The sequence below is a fragment of the Streptosporangium sp. NPDC000095 genome (assembly GCF_042899335.1).
Lineage (GTDB): Bacteria > Actinomycetota > Actinomycetes > Streptosporangiales > Streptosporangiaceae > Streptosporangium.
In genome coordinates this window covers 165,967-181,828 of sequence record NZ_JBIAZS010000015.1, presented here as the reverse complement: position 1 = coordinate 181,828, position 15,862 = coordinate 165,967, and the positions used below count along the sequence as shown (strand labels likewise).

Sequence of the window (15,862 nt, the reverse complement as noted above, 5' to 3'; positions counted from 1 at the left end):
GTGCGCCGGATCGAACTCGTCGGCCGACATCGCATCCGCCTGGACGGCGACGCGCCGGTCCCGCCCATCGGGCCGGGCGACGTGCTCGTCCGGGTGGGAGCCTGCACCGTCTGCAACCGCAGCGACCTGGCCTACTATCACTACTTCGGCCTGCGCGATCACTGCGCGACCGGCTGCTTCGGCCACGAGGTCGCCGGCACCGTCGAGGCCGTGGGGGAGCGGGTGACCCGCGTCGAGCCGGGGCGGCGGGTGTTCGTCCGCACCCCGCTCACCTCGGGTTTCGCCGAGTACGCGGCGGCGAGGGAGGTGAGCGTGGGCGTCCTTCCCGACGACGTGCCCTTCGAGCAGGGGGCGATCCTGCAACTGCTGCCCCTGGCCGTGCACGCGACCCGAGGGGTACGACTGGGCGATCGGGTGGCCATCGTGGGGCAGGGGCCGGTCGGGCTGATGGCCCTGCGGGTCGCACGGTTGCGCGGCGCGGCCGAGATCGCCGTCGCCGACCTGGACCCCTGGCGTCTGGAGCGCTCGGTGCTCCTCGGCGCGGACCGGACCTCGCTGGTGAAGTCACCGCAGGCCGTACCGGAGGAGCTGGGAGGGGAGTTCGACGTCGCCATCGAGGCGGTCGGCACCCCGCACACCGCCAACGCCTGCGTCGACCTGGTCCGGCAGAACGGTCTCGTCGTCTTCCTCGGCACCCACCACATCGACACCCACGTCACCTTCGACATGGTCAAGTGGGAGAAGAAGGGATTGCGGGTACACAGCTCCGCCGAGCCGACCGACACCGCGAGGGCCGAGGCGATGCGCGTGGCCGAGCGGCTCGCCGCCACGTTCACCAAGGAACTGCGTCTCGACGCGATCCTCAGCGCCGCCTACCCACTGGAACGGCTTCAGGACGCCCTCGACCGCCTCTCCGAGAGTCCCACCCTTCATCCGGCGGGAAGCGCGGCGCCGTTCCAGACCCCGCCCCCGCAAACCCTGAAGATCGCCATATGTCCCGGCCAGGGCTGAGATGGGGGATCGCCGGATACGGCGACATCGTCCGCAGGAAGGCCCTTCCCGCCCTGCTCTCCCTGGGGGAGACCGTCACCTGCGTGTGGGGCAGGGACGCCACGCGGGCCCAGGCGATCTGTGAGGAGTTCGGAACCTCTCCCGGCGGGTCCGGCGCCTTCGGCACGTCCGACTACACCGAACTGCTCGACGTGGCGGAGGTCGTCTACGTCGCCACACCGGTCGCGGCCCATCTGCCGCTCGCGATCGCGGCGGCGCGTGCGGGACTGCCGGTCCTGGTGGAGAAACCGCTCGGCGGGGCGGCGCCCGAGCCGGCCGCGGCCCACGTGGGAATCGACCGCCGACACGGAGCGGCGTCCGAGCCGGCCCCGGCTCGCGCGAGGGACACCCGCCGGCGCGGATCGCCATATGTCCCGGCCTGGACCCACCCGGGGATCGCCCACCACCGTGAGATGGTGTCCGAACTGGCCGGCGCCCACGCGGGCGTCGCCTACTACCGCCGGCTCGCGCCCGCGCTCGGGTGGGTGCGCGAGATCCTGCGCGGGCGTGCCGTACACCGCGCGATCGTGGAGTTCTCCAGCCCTTTCGACCCGGGCCCCGACGATCCCAGGCTCTGGCGCACCGACCCCGCGCTCTCCGGCGGGGGAGTACTCGCCGATGTGGGCAGTCACCGTCTGGACCTGCTCTGCTGGCTGCTGGGAGAGCCGGTCGTGACCGCCGCGTGGACCGGGCGGCCCTTCGACCTGGGCGCCGAGCGCCTCGCCCGGATGGAACTGGCCTGGCCGTCGGGGACCACGGCCGGCCTGGAGGCGGCGTGGAGGCCCGGTGCCCGCCACGACCGGCTGCGCCTGTTCTTCGACGGTGGTCACCTGGAACTCGACCCCCTCGACTCGGGGACCGTGCGCGGGATCGTCGACGGGGTCGCCGTCGACGAGTTCCTTCCCCCGCCGCAGAACCCGCATCTCCCCCTCATGGCCGACTTCGCCCGTAGCGTCAGGAACGGGACCGATCCGGTCTGCACCGTCCGCGACGCCGACACCGTCGACCGTCTCATCGCGACCGTCTACGCGATCGCAACCCCTCTGGAGGAACACCCGTGAGCGAAACCGTCTCCCTGCCCGCCTTCCCCACGCCGCTGCGCTGGCTGAACCGGCCCGAGGACTGGAGCGCGGACGGCGACGCGCTCTCCATCGTCGCGGGGGCGGGCACCGACCTCTTCTCCGACCCCGGAGAGCCGAACCGCTACGCCAACGCCCCCGCCCTCGTCGGCCGCCTGGACGGCGACTTCACCCTCAGTGCGCGGGTCAGGCTCGACCTGCTGTCCACCTACGACGCGGCCGTCCTGCTGCTGTACGCCGACGACGACCGGTGGGCCAAGTTCTGCCTCGAACTCTCCCCGCAGGGCAAGCCCACGATCGTCTCGGTGGTTACCCGCGGAGTGTCCGACGACTGCAACTCCGTGACCATGGACGGCCGGGACATCCGGCTGCGGATCTCCCGCATCGGCTCCGCCTTCGCCTTCCACGTCGCCGACGAGTCCGGTTTCTGGAACCTCATCAGATACTTCGCGCTCGACGGTGACCCGGAGGTCGGTTTCCTCGCGCAGAGCCCCACCGGCGACGGCTGCACCGTACGCTTCGAGGACATCGAGTACTCGCCCAAGCGTCTGGCCGACCTGCGCGGCGGTGAGTGATCCGCCTTTCCCGGATGAGGGTTCAAGGGTTGCCCTGATGTGGGCAACCCTTGAAAAATCGCGCCGACCTGCCCGGATGACGAGCCGTCGGGGCTGAGGCAGGATGCGGGGTTGGCCGGGCGGACACTACTTCTCGTAGTGATATCGACAGGCGGCGATCATGATGGTGTCGTCGTCGACACGGCAGACGAGCCGGTGTTCCGAGGTGATGCGCCGTGACCAGTAGCCGGACCATTCATACTTCAGCGGCTCTGGTTTGCCGATGCCCTCGTTCTCGTTTCGGGCTATGTCGGCGATCAACTGGTTGATCCTTTTGAGGATGCGTCGATCTTCTCGTTGCCAGTAGCAGTAGTCCTGCCAGGCGAGTTCGTCGAAAAGGATCTTCACGAGGTGGCGTCCTCATCCGCCAGCTCGCGGATGGTGCCGCCTCCGGCCTCCAACCGGGCGACCGCTTCCGACAGCCTTCTGCGGTTGACGGGAGAGGCCATCAGATAGAGCGTCTCGCGCATCGACTCGTATTCGCGCTGCGACACCATGACGACGCCTTCTCCGCCGGGGCGGGTGATGAGGACTTCTTCCTGGTCGTCGATGACGGCGTCGAGGGTGGCGGCGTAGTTGGCCCGCGATTCGGACATAGTCATCACCTTCATGTCGTCAGTGTACATGATGATGTACATCAAGGGGGATCAGCTCCCCGGTACGATCCCCGAAGCTCGACGGACGTCCCAAGGAACTCGTGATGCCGAAGCCGAACCGCCCTCCGCTCTCCATCGTCGGCGAGCACGACACCCCGATGCCGGTGCGCGACGGCACGATCCTGCGCGGCGACGTCTATCGCCCCGCCTCCGGCGGGCCCTTCCCCGCCCTGCTCGTCCGCACGCCGTACGGCTCGGGCTCGTTCTCGACGGCACCGCAGATCCCCGCGCTGGAGGCCGGCTTCGCGGTGGTGCTCCAGCACTGCCGGGGACGCGGAAGCAGCGACGGGGAGTTCCGGCCGTGGCTGGACGAGGGCGACGACGGCTACGACACCGTCGGGTGGATCACCTCCCAGCCGTGGTCGAACGGCGAGGTCGTGGCCTTCGGGATGTCCTACCTCGCCGGATGCGCGCTCCAGGCCGCCGCGACCCGCCCGCCGGGGCTCAGGGCGGTGGTCGCCTCGATGACCCCGCACGACTTCTACGACGGGCTGAAGTATCAAGGTGGGGCCTTCGCGCTCGGCTCGGCGCTGAACTGGGGGCTGCTGCAGGAGATGCTCGGTCTGACGCATGCGATGGAGGCCGGCCAGGACGTGGGGGCGGGCTTCGGCACGCTCCTGCCCGTACTGGGCGACCAGGCCGCCGCCGCGCGAACGCTGCCGCTGCGCGACGTCCCCGCCGGGCCGTGGTGGAGTGACTGGATCTCGCACCCGACCCGTGACGCCTACTGGGAAGGGCTGGCCGAGACCCTGCGGCACGACCGGATCGAGGTGCCCGTGATGCACGTCGCGGGCTGGTTCGACCTGTTCCTCGCCGGGACCCTGGAGAACCACCGGCGGCTGGGCGGCCCGCTGGTCATCGGCCCCTGGTCGCACGGTTCGGAGGCGACGGGTACCGGCCGCCTGGACTTCGGGCTCTCCGCCTCGGCGCAGGCGGTCATGCTGCCGCAGCGGCAGCTGGACTTCCTCCGCGGCGAGGACGCCGGCCCGCCCGTGAAGATCTTCGTCATGGGCGACAACGTCTGGCGGGACGAGGAGGAGTGGCCGCTGTCTCGCGCGGTCGACACCCGCTACTACCTGCACACCGGCGGCCTGCTGTCCGCCGAGGCCCCCTCGGACACCGCGCCGTCCACCTTCACCTTCGACCCCCGCGATCCGGTGCCCACGACCGGTGGCCCTCTCCTGCTCCCCGACGTGACGAACATCGGCCCTCAGGACCAGCGCGACGTCGAGCTGCGCCCCGACGTGCTCTGTTTCACCACCGAGGCGCTCGCCTCCGATGTCGAGGTGACCGGCCACCTCCGTGTCACCCTGCACGCCGAGACCTCGGCGGTCTCCACCGACTGGACGGCCAAGCTCGTCGACGTCCACCCCGACGGCCGTGCCATGAGCGTGACCGACGGCATCGTCCGGACCTCCGTCGCCTCCGGGGTGCACGAGATCGACCTCGTCGCGACCAGTCAGGTCTTCAAGACCGGCCACCGTATCCGCGTCGAGATCTCCAGCTCCAACTTCCCCCGCTTCGACCGCAACCCCGGCACCGGCCGGACCTCCGCCGACTCCACCGAGGCCGACCTGGTCGTCCAGCACCAGACCGTCTTCCCCGACTCCTCCATCACCCTCCCGATCGTTCCCCGGTAACGGACCCGCACCGATACCTGTCGTACCTGCCGCCATCGGATCCGAGCGGGCCCGGAGGAAACCCGGTCACCGTCGACGCCCGCCGGTGACGATGTCTCCGGACTCCTTCGAGGGCGAGAACCCAAGCGCGGTGAGCGACCCACCCCTCCCGAAATGAAAGTTTCAGGGTCGTCCCGAGGTGGGCGGCCCTCGGAAAATCGCGGTGACCTGCCCCGATGACGAGCCGTCGGGGCCTTTCGCCCATCAGGGCTTCTCATCCTCGTCCACCGTGTGCTTCACTCCAAACGCATGCGGGAAAGCGCTTACCAACAGAAGGCGGGCGACCTTCTCCGTGCTGTCCGGCAGGCGTGCCCGCCGGCGAAGGGAGCTTGACGAGGACGGTGACGATCAGGGCGTCCGGGCCGCCACAGGTGTGGCCGTCGAGAGGATCACCCCCTGACGCGCTTCGACCCCGCCAAGCGCTCACACCCCCCCGACCGAACTGGAGATGACGATGCGCAAGGACCGAAAACTCGCGGTCATGCTGGCCGCCGCCCTCGTGACGGGCAGCGGGCTGGTGACCGTGCTCTCCACCCCGGCCTCGGCGGCCCCCTCCAACGGCAACTACACGCTCGTCAACGCGGGCAGCGGCCTGTGCGCCGCCGTACCGGGGCAGAGCACCGGCGACGGCGTGCAACTGGCCCAGAACACGTGCACCAACGCCGCCGGACAGGTCTTCACGCTCACCTCCTCGGGCGGCGGATACCAGATCAAGGCGACGCACAGCGGCAAGTGCCTCGGCGTGCGGGACGCCTCCACCAGCGCCGGCAAGGCGGTCCAGCAGGAGTCCTGCACCGGGGCCGCGTCACAGACCTGGCAGCTCACCGCCTCCGGGTCCAACTACCGGGTGGTCAACGCCAACGGCGGCAAGTGCCTCAACGTCCAGGACAACTCCACCTCCTCCGGCGCCCTGCTGCAGCAGAACTCCTGCGACTCGGTGGCCACCAAACAGTGGACGTTCCGGACCGCCGGCGGCACGCCGCCTCCGAACCCCACCCCGTCTCCCACCCCGACCTCGCCGCCCCCGGGCAACGGTGACGGCAGCGGTTCGTGGCCCTCGGACACCGGCAGCGTGCACCAGACCACCACCCGCAACGCCGGCACGTTCTTCGACGGCGGCATGAAGCGCTACTACGGCATCGGCGACGGAGGGCAGGGCGAGAGCCAGGACCCGATGTTCGTCGTGGCCAACGGCGGCACGATCCAGAACGTCATCCTCGACGCCCCGGCTGGTGACGGCATCCACTGCGAGGGCTCCTGCACCATTCGCAACGTGTGGTGGAACGACGTCGGCGAGGACGCCGCGACGTTCAAGTCCTCCAGCTCCTCGGCCACCTACCTGGTGGACGGCGGCGGCGCCAAGTCCGGCGCCGACAAGGTCTTCCAGCACAACGGCGCCGGCACGCTCACGATCAGGAACTTCCAGGTGCACAGCTCCGGCAAGCTGTACCGGGCCTGCGGCAACTGCTCCAGCTCCTACACGCGCCACGTGGTGATGGACGGCATCACCGCCCGCTCCACGAAGGTTCTGGCCGGGATCAACTCCAACTGGGGCGACACCGCGCGCTTCAGCCGGATCACCGTCTACGGCAACACCACCATCTGCGAGCGCTACAAGGGCGTGCCGAAGGGCAGCGAGCCCAGCAAGATCGGTGAGGGACCCGACGGCACGAACTGCCTGTACTCGGAGTCCAACATCACCCGCCGCTAGAAAACCCCCGGGTAGGCGGGTCCTCACACACCCGCCTACCCGGGCCTTCGAAGACGACGACCGCGACCGCGAGACCACACCGATCGCCCGGCGTGCGACGGTGACGGTTTCTCGCGTCGTGGTCGTCGCCGGATCCCGGCCGGAGCACCGGAAGGATCAACGCGCGGCGGTCTCGTTCCCAACCGTCGGCCGACGTTACAACGATCTTGGAGACCAACGATGCGCCCGACGCCCTTCCTCGCGTGTGCCGGCCTGCTCGCCGGCGTACTTGTCGCGCTGTCCGGGAACGCGGCGCACGCCGCGCCCACCCGCCATGAGGCCGAGACCTCGCCCGCGGCCTGCACCGGCACCATCGACTCCAACTGGACCGGCTACTCAGGAAGCGGTTTCTGCAACGGAGACAACGCCACCGGCGCCTACGCCCAGTTCACCGTGAACGCCTCCGCGGCCGGTGTCGCGACGCTGGGGATCCGCTTCGCCAACGGCACGACCACTGCCAGGCCCGCCGGCCTGATCGTCAACGGATCCACGGTGGCGGCCCCGTCGTTCGAAGGCACCGGCGCCTGGAGTGCCTGGGTCACCAGCACCCTGACCGTGCCGGTCAACGCGGGCGGCAACACCATCCGGCTCACCCCGACCACCTCCGCCGGGCTGCCCAACATCGACTACCTCGACGTCGAGACCGGGGGCGGGCCACAACCGGTCAACGAACTGTACGTGGCGACCAACGGCGACGACGCCAATCCCGGCACGCTCGGCGCGCCGCTGAAGACCATCCAGCGGGCGGTCGACCTGGCCCAGCCCGGCCACACCATCGTCCTGCGCGGTGGAACCTACGCGCCGAACACCAACATCCAGATCCTCAAGGACGGTACGCCGACTCAGCCCATCACGATGCGCAACCACAACGGCGAAAAGGTCATCCTCGACGGCGAGAACATGCCCTACACGCCCGGCGCGGTCGGCTCCTCCATCCCCCGCCCCGAGCGGGGCGCCATCCACATCGAGGGTGACTGGTGGCGCCTGTCCGGACTGGAGATCATCCATGGTCCGTACGGCATCTTCGGCCTGGACACCAACAACAACGTCTTCGACCGTCTGATCACCCGGGACAACTACGAGTCGGGCCTGCACCTTCAGGGCGCCTCCGGTAACAACCAGATCATCAACCTGGACGCCTACGGCAACCGCGACCCGCGCAAGAACGGCGAGAGCGCCGACGGCCTCGCCATCAAGGAAGGCTCGGGCAGCGGCAACGTGGTGCGCGGCGCCCGGCTGTGGAACAACTCCGACGACGGCCTGGACTTCTGGATGTTCCTGTCCCCGGTCACCGTGGAGTCGTCGGTGGCGTGGGGTAACGGGTTCAACCGGTGGAACCTGCCCGACTACACCGGGGACGGCAACGGCTTCAAACTCGGCGGAGGTGCCACGGACCCGCAGGCAGGCCACGTGATCCGCAACTCCTTCGCGTTCGACAACGCGGTCGGAGGCTTCATCGACAACGGCAACCCCGGCCGGCTGACCGCCGACCGCAACACCGCGTGGCGCAACGGCGGCACCGGATTCAACTTCGCCCGTTCCAGCTCCACCCTCACCAAGAACCTGTCGGTGGCGAACGCGACGCAGGTCTCGCTCGGCTCGTCCTCCTCCGGCTCGGGCAACTCCTGGAACCTCGGCGGCACCTGGACCTTCACCAGCACCGACCCGAGCACGATGACCGGACCCCGCGCGGCGGACGGCTCGATCCCGTCCTCGGCCTTCCTGCGCCCCTCCAACGGCGCCGACGTCGGCGCGCGCATCTGACCCTGTCCCACCACCTCGCGGCATGGATTCGCCCCTCGGCCACTCCAGGAAAGACATCGCCGGTACGTCCGGCTCCCGTAGGTGCAGTCTCCCTACGGGGGCCGGAACCGAGCGGGACAGGACCTGCGGGCGATGGCGGACCTGATCACCGACCGCACTTGCATGATCCGCGTCTGCAACCCGAACAACCCCACCGGCGACGTTAACCACGTCGCAGAACTCGAGGTCTTCCTGGACCGTGTTCCGGACGGCGTGCGGATTTGCCGCGATCGTCCCAACGTGGCGGTCCTGCGCACCTTCTTCAAGGTGTACGGGCTGGCGGGGCTCCGGGGCCTCCTCCGCGCGAAATCCAGCTGAGCCTCGTACTCCACACTGGTAGGGGCAAAACGTCGGTGGACGCGGTCTATGTGCATGGAGAAGCGATGCGGCCAGCAGTGGGTGACCCGCTGAGGATATGTCCGGCCTGTGACTGCTGGGAATACGGTGGCGCCCCGGACTGCGCACGTTGCGCCGCACTCGTGGACGACATCGTCGAGGAAGGCTGGCAGGAGTTCCTGCGCACGGAAATCGGCCCCATCTCTCCCGCCGAGGCGATGGCCGTCGGAGAAATGGTCGTCGATGAGCCGGACCGGCACGACTGGCGGGTGGTCGATGCCGCGCTCGACAAAATGGTGTGCCCGAAGTGTCATGGGGTTCTGAGCCGCGGGCCGGTCGGCTGCGACCCCTGTGACCTCGCCCATGGTTTCCGTTACGCGGCGATCGAGACCGACCGGCCGGGGGTGCCCCGGTTGAACGAGCATGCGGTCCGCGTGAACGTCTCGGTCCTGCGCCGCCCCCACGCCGTCTCCGGTCCCGAACTGCTGGCCCGTCGCCTGTTCCTGCCGATGCTGCTCGTGGGCGTCCTGCCGACGACGCACGAAGCCCAGAACTTCAGCGCGCGGGTCAAGCAAGGCGCCGGTTACCGGGAGATGATGCCGGAGGTGCTCGCCATCATGGAATCGGCGAGGTAACCGGTAGCCGCGGCGGGATCGTTGGACGGGGAGAAATGGACCTACCCTGCAGCGGGCCGTGGCCGCTTCCCGGCTGAATGAGGCGGTCTGAGGAGGCGGGCGGCGGAGACACGGGGAGACACGGGCGCGTGGCCGGAAGCCGGAGAGGCTCCGGCTTCCGGCCACGTCTTCCGGGCGTCAGCACACGATGAAGATGCTTTTCCAGCCGACGGGTGTCCGCTGCTCCGCGTTGCGGTTGGACGCCAACTCGAAGTGCATCACCCCTTGCGTGTCGGGCTGGTTGTACATCCGGCCGCTCTGGCCGTCGCCGTACCACTTGTAGGACCCGTGGAAGGGGATGTTGGACGGGCCGCACCGGTCGATGACCACCGACCGGCCGGTGAAGCCCGGCCCTTCGTAGGCCACGTACTGCGAGGCGTAGGCGGCGCTGCCCATGACCACGACCAGGGCGGCGGAGATGACGGGGACGAGGGCGATTCGCTTCACGACGATCCTCTCGACGATCTCGATTCTCTACAACGAGTAACGAGAATATCACTCAAAGTGAAGGTGATGGTCGGTGCATGGTCCGGATCACCTGCCGGAGGTATCGCCGAGGCCATGAGACGGGCCGTGCGGCGTGTCACGATTCCCGGCGGCTCGTCGCGGGGGCACCCGATCCCTCCTCGCGCTGAGGCCGTTCGCCGTAAAACCGGCGGCTCGTGCCAAGGGGCGGGTGTTAACCTGACCGCATGAACACGTCCGGACGCCAGGTGATGATGCCCCGCTCACGGGGCCGCTGACGCCGCACGGATGTTCGTTTCCGAGGCCCTGTCACGGGGCCTCGGCGCGTTTCGCCGGCCGGAGCCCCCGTTCTTTCGGAGGTTCCGATGACCACACCGCACACCTACGTCACCACCACCATTCCCTACGTCAACGCCCGCCCCCACCTGGGGTTCGCGCTGGAGCTCGTGCAGGCCGACGTGCTCGCCCGGTTCCGCAGGGCACAGGGCGAGCAGGTGCGGTTCCAGACCGGCACCGACGACAACTCGTTGAAGAACGTGCTGGCCGCCGAGGCGGCCGGTGTTCCCGTCCAGGAGTTCGTCGACCGTAACGCCGAGGCGTTCGTCGCGCTGCGCGAGCCGCTGGCACTCGCGGTCGACGACGTCATCCGCACCAGCCGCGACCCCCGCCACCGGAGGGGCGTGGAGAGGCTCTGGCGGGCCTGTGCCGATGCCGGTGACCTCTACCGCAAGCACTACGAGGGTCTTTACTGCGTCGGCTGCGAGCAGTTCTACACCCCCGCCGAGCTCACCGGCGGACGATGCCCGGAACACGGTGTCGAGCCCCAGCGGGTGGCCGAGGAGAACTGGTTCTTCCGCCTCTCGCGCTACGCGGACCGGCTCCACGACCTCGTCGCCGGCGGACGCCTGAGGATCGAGCCCGCGGAGCGTCGCAACGAGGTCCTCGGCTTCATCGCTGGAGGTCTGGAGGACCTCTCGGTCTCCCGGTCGACCGCCCGTGCCCGGGGGTGGGGAATCCCGGTTCCCGGGGACCCCGGCCAGGTCGTCTACGTGTGGTGGGACGCGCTCGGCAACTACATCACGGCCCTGGACTACGGCACCGGTGGCGAGAACCACGGCCGCTGGTGGGTCGGCGCCGACCGTCGGATCCACCTGGTCGGCAAGGGAGTGTTGCGCTTCCACGCCGTCTACTGGCCGGCGGTGCTGCTGTCGGCCGGGCAGCCACCGCCCACGGACGTGGTGGTACACGATTACCTCACCGCCGGTGGCCGCAAGATCAGCAAATCCGGTGGGGGCACTGCCGATCCGATCGCCCTGGCCGGGGAGTACGGCACCGACGCTGTCCGCTGGTGGCTGTTGCGCGAGGTGCCGCGTGTCGGGGACGCCGACTTCACGGTCGACCGGCTCGTGGCCCGCGCCAACGACGAGCTCGCCAACGGGCTGGGCAACCTCGTCAACCGGGTCGTCGCCATGGTCCACCGCTACCGCGACGGGCACGTTCCCCTCGTCGGGACCGGGATAGGCGGTGGCACCGGCGCGCCGGGAGGGGAGGCCCTTGAGACGGTCTGCTGCCAGGCGCCCGGTCTTGTCCGCTCGGCCCTGGACGACTTCGCGTTCCGCCGGGCCACCGCGCCGGTCTGGGCCATCGTCGACGAGGCCAACCGCTACGTCGACCTCACCCGGCCCTGGGAACTGGCCCGGGCAGAACGCGACGGCGACCCCGGCGCCGCGGCCCGGCTCGACGCCGTCCTCGCCGCGCTCGTCCGGGCGTGCGAGACGTTGGCCGATCAGCTGGCGCCGTTCCTGCCGGGTACGGCCGCCCGGATCACCGCGCAGTGCACGGCCGGGGAGAGTGGTCTTCCCGAGCCGCGCCCGCTTTTCCGGCGGCTCACCGCCCCGGAGCCGGAACCCCTGCCCTGACGCGCACCGCGCACGAGGGCCGGGTTCCGTGCCCCGGCGCGCGGTGTAAGGGGGCCGTGCCCCGATCCGCGCCGGGTGCGACGTGGGCGGGGCCGTGTCCCGGCCCTCACCGCGACGCAGCGGCCATCGGAAACGCTCCCGTCCCGGGGGCGTTGTCACCCGGTTGGTCACCCAGAACTGGCGCTCTCCGCAGGCTTGCGTGGCTCCTCTGCCCAGACGTCCCTCCCGTTGCTCCACAACTCGGAGGCGTGATAGCCGAACCGGTCGAACAGGCCGTCGTCCTGGTAGCGGCGCAGGTGCATCATGGGCGAGTCGTGACCGACGAGTTTGGCCAGGTGCGGGGTCACGAGCATCTCCGAATCGAAGCGGAAGACGCTCATCGCGATGTGCTCGTCTCCGAACCTCGCCTCGATGCCGGGCACGTCCCGAACCTGCTCGATCTCCGAGAGGGTGATCCGGATGCGGGTGGAGACCGTCAACGGAACGCTCTCCACCTCCTCCCGGCGGCGGGTGACCTCGCTGTCCGGATCACCGATCAGGAACCGGATCTTGCACCCTTGCTCGGCTTTGCGCTTGAGGACCTTGGCGAGGTTGGGGTGTTCCAGCCACAGGAAGTAGTTGGTGTATCCGGCGAAGACGATCTCGTTGCGGGCCGAGGTGATCAGGTTGCGCCAGATCGACTTGGGGCACGCCGACCGATAGGGGTAAACGGTCAGAACCTCTCGATCCGGGCCGGTTTTCACGGTGTTACGGATAGCCTCTGGCCACAACACGGACGTATCAACTCCTAATGCCTCGGCGGCGGCCAACTGGTGCCGGAGGTGCGGGACTCGTGCCTCATCCTGTAACCAGCGTTCCACCGTTTTAACGTCCACCTCGCAGCGGTCTGCCAGATTCTGGTTGCTCAGCTTCGCATCGAGCATGGCGCGGTGTAAGGGGACGTTGGCCACGGTGCACTTCGGGAAGTGAGGACGTCCAGGACGTTTTCGACTCTAACTTTGAAACGTCCTGGACGTCTCTGGAACGCGGTGGGTTCGTCACGCAAATGGAACGACGCTTACTCCATGTCAACACCCGTGATTCTGGAAGACCTCCAGGCAGCATTTCCCGGATGGTGTATTTGGCGTAGTTCTGCTGGTCGTTTGTGGGCAACCCGGAATGGCCGACACCTCACCGACGAAGAGATAAAGCGTGGCCTTTACCGGACAATCGACGCCGACGACGTCACCGAACTCGCCCAGCAGCTCCGCGACCAGGAAGGGCTGGAGTCGTGAGCGCCCTCGGCGGCAAAGGGCCGGCTCAACGATGCCCGGCGGCCCTGGCTGCTGAGCGCCTGCGGATCGGCCTCGAACACTGCGGCGTCTCGGCCGACGTCCACGAGGGCCGCGGCGTCGCCCTGGTCTCCGTCTGGGCCGATCTCCTTGTCTGGACGGACGGGCGTGACTACCGCTGGTGGACGGGAAAGACCTCGGTGAAGACGGAGCGCCGCCTGTATCGGGTCTACGGCGTGGACAACCCCATCACCGTCGCCCACTACGTCGCCCAGCGGTACGAAGAGCTCCTCAAAGCGGCCTACCGGTGCGGAGGCGTCGCGGAGCGCACGTCGTGACTCTGCTCGACGAGTGCTTAAGCCCACATGTGGCAATGCCGCAGCGAGATCATCTCCGGCTGGACTGGCAGCAGCCCTACCCAGCACTTGAGTGGGCGCGCTCGGTGGCCTGGACCTGTTGGTGCCGTGCCACGGTCTACGAACTGTACGAAGGCGCCGGTCGGGCGTTCGTCCGGCGAACCATCCAACTCGACAGCGGCCACCAGGTCCAAGAGACCTTTTCCTGGCCAATCAATGAGGCTCGGGCGATCTGGACGGCGTTGCTGTCCGGAAGAGCCCGGTGAGACGGGCGTGGCGGCGCGGGATCTGGAGGGACCTGTGTCGCCACGCCTCAGCAAACAGAAATACGACCTTCCACTTTTCCGCGGAGACCGTGGTCAGAGGGTAGCGGACGGTAGTCGAGGTGAGTCCGTGTTTGGGGACGTTGCTGTCACCGTATTCCTCCGGAACCGTGGCCGGTCACATCACATGATCGCTCAGAGATAGCATCGGTCTGCCTCGTCCGCCCCACACCAAGGACGTCGATGTCCCGTCTGATCGAACGCCTTCCGGACACGGTCACGGTCTGGTCTTCCAACTTTATGATCATGGACCTTGACGGGGCCAACGGGCAGCCGAAAGGTGCTGAGGACCTTTGGGAGCTCTCAGACCGAGCCAACCCGACCGACTGGTTCCTTACCGCCGCGAATGTCGCCATCATCACCAGCCAGGCAGATTCCTGGCACGTCGTCGACGTCGCGCTAGAACTTTGGGACAGGCGACCGCCCGCCGACGATGACCAGTGGACCAGGAGCGAGACGGCAGAGTTCTACTCCAGCTCGGGCAAATTGCAAGTGGTCGGAGTCCACGGCCACTCCTCCGGCAGCGTCATGGACCTACGCGATCAAGCGCGTAGGTGGTTCGTGCGCGCAAGCGTCCGCCCCGGCCCTGGTGCCCGTTACTTCAAGGAACATCCTCCCGAAGGGCTGGAGGTATACCGGCTACAATTCTGGCCCACACAGCCTTCACCTTCTGTTCCGTAGCCGGTGCGAAAGCGTCTATCGACGTCCACCACTGTCACGAATGCCTGTTTATCAGCCCTTCGGCTCGATCGGCTTCCACGGTCGTACATCGGCATCCAGAGACGTTGCTAGCAGCACTCTTAGCAAGATGCCTTGCGCCAAATCTGCGCCGCTTCAGTCCAGATCGTACCGACGCTTCCGAAGATCTGCTTCGAGGTCACTGACCGCCAGTAGAATCTGGCTGGTCACCCACTCGCAGCGCTTCCTCAGCAGGTCGGCCAACTCATGGTCACCGGTCTCCTCTGCCATCCGGCTGCCATGCTTGAGGACTTTGCGGAGGTAAGCGTAGGACAGCCGGCAACGTTCCTGATCATCAGTGGCCGCTTCAATGTCCGCGACGCGGTATCCGTCATGCAGCAACCCTTTGCCGAACTCCTCAGGGAATCCGAGGTCACGGATCTGACGTAGCCGCTGCATGGGGCCTGCCTGCCTGAACAGTCGTGTCCACCACTTTGGGCGTCCAGCCAATGGAAATCGTCTCCTCAGGGCGTTGTAAGGAGTTTGCGACCTCTATTCAAAACCTGGTCGGAGGATGCGTCGAGTGAACCAGACGGTCACAGACCGCAGGTGCGATAGCAAAGAGGGACGAACTGCCGACCTTCCGCTTTCAGGTGGACCCACTGGTCTGGTACCGATGGCCCGAGCCGAGGTCGGCGGTGGTACGGACCTGCCGACGCGCACTTGTGGTGGCAGAGGTTGTCGTCAACTCTCGATCTACCTCAACCATGGCCACCCGGTGCCGAGTCCCGACGAAGGAGGGGCTTGGCGTCGATCGCCCCCGACCACGACCGGCGCGCACCGAAGTATGCGATCGTCACGACCTCGGTCACCACAGTACATGTCAGGCAGTACGCCCATCGACATGTGAGGTAGTACGCCGACACCAGCCTCCAATAGTCCAGAAACCCGCAAACCGATTGAATCGTCTCACCACACGGGCGGTTCTCACGCCAGCATGGTCACGAACTTCTGAATGTCAACCATCACGCAGCGCACATGAGCTGAATGCTTACCTTGCGAAGTGTCCACCGACTGCGGATCTTGGAAACATAGAGGGCCCTCATCATCCCAGCTCGCAAGGCATCCCCTCTCATTTTACGGCAATTCATGTCAGAATGGGCTTGGGGCATCCAGGCTCAGCGTTGGTAGGTGAAGTTGCAACCGTCC

At 67.8% G+C, this 15,862-nt stretch carries 16 protein-coding genes and 1 pseudogene; 12 read left to right on the top strand and 5 right to left on the bottom strand.

Going from position 1 to position 15,862, the window contains the following annotated elements; all coding sequences use genetic code 11:
• The 3 genes from ACFY3V_RS29725 to ACFY3V_RS29715 are packed head-to-tail and all read left to right on the top strand — an operon-like array spanning position 1 to position 2,704.
• A complete protein-coding gene (locus tag ACFY3V_RS29725; protein WP_362896929.1) occupies positions 1-1,011 on the top strand; it encodes a zinc-binding dehydrogenase in 1,011 nt (336 codons plus the stop codon).
• Entirely contained in the window at positions 993-2,111 is a 1,119-nt protein-coding gene (locus ACFY3V_RS29720; protein ID WP_362896928.1) for a Gfo/Idh/MocA family oxidoreductase, read from the top strand. The genes ACFY3V_RS29725 and ACFY3V_RS29720 overlap by 19 nt, the downstream gene beginning before the upstream one ends.
• On the top strand, positions 2,108-2,704 hold the full coding sequence (locus tag ACFY3V_RS29715; protein WP_350949250.1) for a DUF1349 domain-containing protein: 597 nt from the start codon (positions 2,108-2,110) through the stop codon (positions 2,702-2,704). Before ACFY3V_RS29720 ends, ACFY3V_RS29715 begins: the two co-directional genes overlap by 4 nt.
• A 126-nt stretch (positions 2,705-2,830) precedes the next feature.
• On the opposite strand, the gene ACFY3V_RS29710 is transcribed toward ACFY3V_RS29715, so the two are convergent.
• On the bottom strand, positions 2,831-3,091 hold the full coding sequence (locus ACFY3V_RS29710; RefSeq protein WP_389778112.1) for a Txe/YoeB family addiction module toxin: 261 nt from the start codon (positions 3,089-3,091) through the stop codon (positions 2,831-2,833).
• Entirely contained in the window at positions 3,088-3,354 is a 267-nt protein-coding gene (locus ACFY3V_RS29705) for a type II toxin-antitoxin system prevent-host-death family antitoxin (RefSeq protein ID WP_350949247.1), read from the bottom strand. The genes ACFY3V_RS29710 and ACFY3V_RS29705 overlap by 4 nt, the downstream gene beginning before the upstream one ends.
• An 89-nt stretch (positions 3,355-3,443) precedes the next feature.
• Here ACFY3V_RS29705 and ACFY3V_RS29700 point away from each other — a divergent pair, with 89 nt between their 5' ends.
• From ACFY3V_RS29700 to ACFY3V_RS29680, 5 genes and pseudogenes are all read left to right on the top strand, one after another.
• Entirely contained in the window at positions 3,444-5,039 is a 1,596-nt protein-coding gene (locus tag ACFY3V_RS29700; RefSeq protein WP_389778109.1) for a CocE/NonD family hydrolase, read from the top strand.
• A gap of 493 nt (positions 5,040-5,532) precedes the next feature.
• Positions 5,533-6,789: a pectate lyase gene (locus ACFY3V_RS29695; protein WP_389778107.1), complete on the top strand. Its 1,257-nt coding sequence runs from the start codon at positions 5,533-5,535 to the stop codon at positions 6,787-6,789.
• A 219-nt stretch (positions 6,790-7,008) separates the two neighbouring features.
• Positions 7,009-8,592 (top strand): right-handed parallel beta-helix repeat-containing protein, encoded by a 1,584-nt coding sequence (locus tag ACFY3V_RS29690; RefSeq protein ID WP_362896924.1) that lies wholly within the window; start codon positions 7,009-7,011, stop codon positions 8,590-8,592.
• A gap of 81 nt (positions 8,593-8,673) precedes the next feature.
• A pseudogene (locus tag ACFY3V_RS29685) lies at positions 8,674-8,922 on the top strand (aminotransferase class I/II-fold pyridoxal phosphate-dependent enzyme); the annotation flags it as partial.
• A gap of 188 nt (positions 8,923-9,110) precedes the next feature.
• Positions 9,111-9,602: a hypothetical protein gene (locus ACFY3V_RS29680; protein WP_362896923.1), complete on the top strand. Its 492-nt coding sequence runs from the start codon at positions 9,111-9,113 to the stop codon at positions 9,600-9,602.
• Positions 9,603-9,779: 177 nt separating this feature from the next.
• On the opposite strand, the gene ACFY3V_RS29675 is transcribed toward ACFY3V_RS29680, so the two are convergent.
• Positions 9,780-10,088: a MiAMP1 family antimicrobial peptide gene (locus ACFY3V_RS29675; RefSeq protein ID WP_389778104.1), complete on the bottom strand. Its 309-nt coding sequence runs from the start codon at positions 10,086-10,088 to the stop codon at positions 9,780-9,782.
• A 383-nt stretch (positions 10,089-10,471) separates the two neighbouring features.
• Between ACFY3V_RS29675 and ACFY3V_RS29670 the strand changes: the two genes are divergently transcribed.
• Positions 10,472-12,025: a methionine--tRNA ligase gene (locus tag ACFY3V_RS29670; protein WP_389778102.1), complete on the top strand. Its 1,554-nt coding sequence runs from the start codon at positions 10,472-10,474 to the stop codon at positions 12,023-12,025.
• A 167-nt stretch (positions 12,026-12,192) separates the two neighbouring features.
• Here ACFY3V_RS29670 and ACFY3V_RS29665 read toward each other — a convergent pair whose 3' ends face one another.
• The gene (locus tag ACFY3V_RS29665) at positions 12,193-12,768 is read right to left on the bottom strand and encodes a DUF5919 domain-containing protein (RefSeq protein ID WP_362896920.1); all 576 of its coding nucleotides are present in this window, start codon (positions 12,766-12,768) and stop codon (positions 12,193-12,195) included.
• Positions 12,769-13,089: 321 nt separating this feature from the next.
• Between ACFY3V_RS29665 and ACFY3V_RS29660 the strand changes: the two genes are divergently transcribed.
• From ACFY3V_RS29660 to ACFY3V_RS29650, 3 genes are all read left to right on the top strand, one after another.
• Positions 13,090-13,299 carry a hypothetical protein gene (locus tag ACFY3V_RS29660; RefSeq protein ID WP_389778099.1) on the top strand — a complete coding sequence of 70 codons (210 nt, stop codon included), beginning with the start codon at positions 13,090-13,092 and terminating at the stop codon, positions 13,297-13,299.
• Positions 13,296-13,634 (top strand): hypothetical protein, encoded by a 339-nt coding sequence (locus ACFY3V_RS29655; RefSeq protein ID WP_389778097.1) that lies wholly within the window; start codon positions 13,296-13,298, stop codon positions 13,632-13,634. The genes ACFY3V_RS29660 and ACFY3V_RS29655 overlap by 4 nt, the downstream gene beginning before the upstream one ends.
• A 524-nt stretch (positions 13,635-14,158) precedes the next feature.
• Positions 14,159-14,656, top strand: a complete 498-nt coding sequence (locus ACFY3V_RS29650; RefSeq protein ID WP_389778095.1) for a hypothetical protein — start codon at positions 14,159-14,161, stop codon at positions 14,654-14,656.
• 153 nt (positions 14,657-14,809) lie between these two features.
• On the opposite strand, the gene ACFY3V_RS29645 is transcribed toward ACFY3V_RS29650, so the two are convergent.
• Positions 14,810-15,112 (bottom strand): hypothetical protein, encoded by a 303-nt coding sequence (locus tag ACFY3V_RS29645; RefSeq protein WP_389778093.1) that lies wholly within the window; start codon positions 15,110-15,112, stop codon positions 14,810-14,812.
• Positions 15,113-15,862 lie beyond the last annotated feature (750 nt).